Source organism: Ureibacillus suwonensis (genome assembly GCF_042655065.1).
GTDB classification, from domain to species: domain Bacteria; phylum Bacillota; class Bacilli; order Bacillales_A; family Planococcaceae; genus Ureibacillus; species Ureibacillus suwonensis.
The window spans coordinates 1-1,992 of sequence record NZ_JBHSNQ010000006.1 but is presented as its reverse complement, the minus strand read 5'-3'; the positions used below and the strand labels follow the sequence as shown (position 1 = coordinate 1,992).

At 37.9% G+C, this 1,992-nt stretch carries 1 protein-coding gene and 1 rRNA gene; both read left to right on the top strand.

Annotated features, from left to right (window positions below; genetic code table 11):
• Positions 1 to 245: 245 nt before the first annotated feature.
• Positions 246 to 1,343: an HD-GYP domain-containing protein gene (locus tag ACFPOH_RS00210; protein ID WP_342470744.1), complete on the top strand. Its 1,098-nt coding sequence runs from the start codon at positions 246 to 248 to the stop codon at positions 1,341 to 1,343.
• A 363-nt stretch (positions 1,344 to 1,706) separates the two neighbouring features.
• Positions 1,707 to 1,992 (top strand): 16S ribosomal RNA (locus ACFPOH_RS00205); the annotation flags it as partial.

The following is a 1,992-nucleotide window of genomic DNA, read 5'->3' as shown; positions in this document are numbered from 1 at the left end:
TCCTTTCTTTAGAATATTTTTTGGTCAATTTCATTCTATAAAAAAGGACGATTTTTTTGTACCCTAAAAACAGAAAAAAGGGCTGAGCCGAAGGTCGATTCAATCGACTTTTCGGACAGCCCCTTTTTTATCTTTTGTCCCAGCCTCTTTTTATTCATAAAAATATCCAAAATGAATAAGTAAAATATTGTATAATTTTGCATGGAGGATGGATTTACGAATAATCAGAAAAGGGGGTTTTCAGATTGAAGATAACAATGGTTCACATCAATAATTTGGATTTTGGAGATATTGTCGGAAAAGATATTTACGCAAATACTAGATATCCGATCGTTGCAAAAAATACACCCATTACTTCCGAACTTTTGCATGTATTCAGAGCGTTCAATATTCAGGAAGTGCCAATTCTTTTTGATGAGAAGAAAAAACGTGTTTCAAATAAAAAAGTGGAGAAAGAAGAAAGCGTGATTGCCGAACAAGATAATCAACTTAGTACGTTCGGGAAGGAATATTTGGCGAATTTAGAAATATTTAAAAAGGAATTCAGTAAATGGGAAGCTGGCGCAAAAATTGACCTGATTAAAGTGAGAGAGGTCATTTTCCCATTAATCGAAAAAGTTTTGGAAGACCGGTCGTATCTTTTTGATTTGACCCATTATTCCACACCAAATGATTATCTGTACCACCATTGCATCGCTACAGGATTAATTGCGGCCACACTTGCAAACAAGCTGGGCTTTGACCGGGGAAATACGTTGCAAATCGGCATTGCTGGAGCCCTTGCAGATTGCGGGATGGCAAAAGTTCCTAAGATTATACGGAATAAAAAGGGTGCCCTTACGAAAAATGAATACGACGAAATCCGTAGACATCCGGTTTATAGTTATAACATGGTGAAAGAATTGGCCGCTTTAAAGCCTGAAATGAAACTCGCCGTACTACAACATCACGAACGCTTGGATGGCAGCGGCTACCCGATAGGAATTAAAATGGGAAGAGTGTCCCAATTGGCGCAAATCATTGCTGTGGCTGATACATTCCATGCCATGACTTGCGATCGCGTATATCGGTCAAAGGAATCTTTATTCAAAGTCATTGAAATGATTAAAGAAACGGAATTTGGAAAATTTGATATCCAGGTGGTCAATACTTTAACAAACTTAGTGGCCGATTTGCCGATTGGAACAAAGGTGGAATTAACAAACCTGGAAAAAGCGGAAGTAATTTTTGTCAATCAGTTTTACCCAACCCGCCCTATTATCAGGCTATTAAAAAATGGAGAGATTATCGATTTATCCAAACAAAATGCGCTAATGATTTCCCGAGTCATACCAAACGATTAAAAAATGATAATAAAGCTTGATTTTTTTATCATTCTATAATAGAATTCTATCTCGTGAATGATCCAAATAATTTTCATATCTGAATACTTCTTTTTCATGTCAATAAAAAGCCGTTTTCCAAGAACAAATCGTTTTTTATTAAAAGTTTTTTCTTAAAAATGATTTGTTAAAAAAAATAATTTGAAATTTTTATTGACATACATTTTGAAAATTGTTATTATAATTAAGTCGCTGCGAGGCGATAGGATATGAACCTTGAAAACTGAACACTAAAACGTTGATGTAATAATACTTCCGGTTGTTAACCCTCGTTGACAACCGGATTCGGACAAGTAATTTTTGAGCTAATCAAATCTCTTTTTNTGCCTAATACATGCAAGTCGAGCGGACCAATTAGAAAGCTTGCTTTTTAATTGGTTAGCGGCGGACGGGTGAGTAACACGTGGGTAACCTGCCCTATAGACCGGGATAACTCGCGGAAACGCGTGCTAATACCGGATAACACACTGAAGCGCATGCTTTGGGGTTGAAAGATGGTTCTGCTATCACTATAGGATGGGCCCGCGGCGCATTAGCTAGTTGGTGGGGTAACGGCCTACCAAGGCGACGATGCGTAGCCGACCTGAGAGGGTGATCGGCCACACTGGGA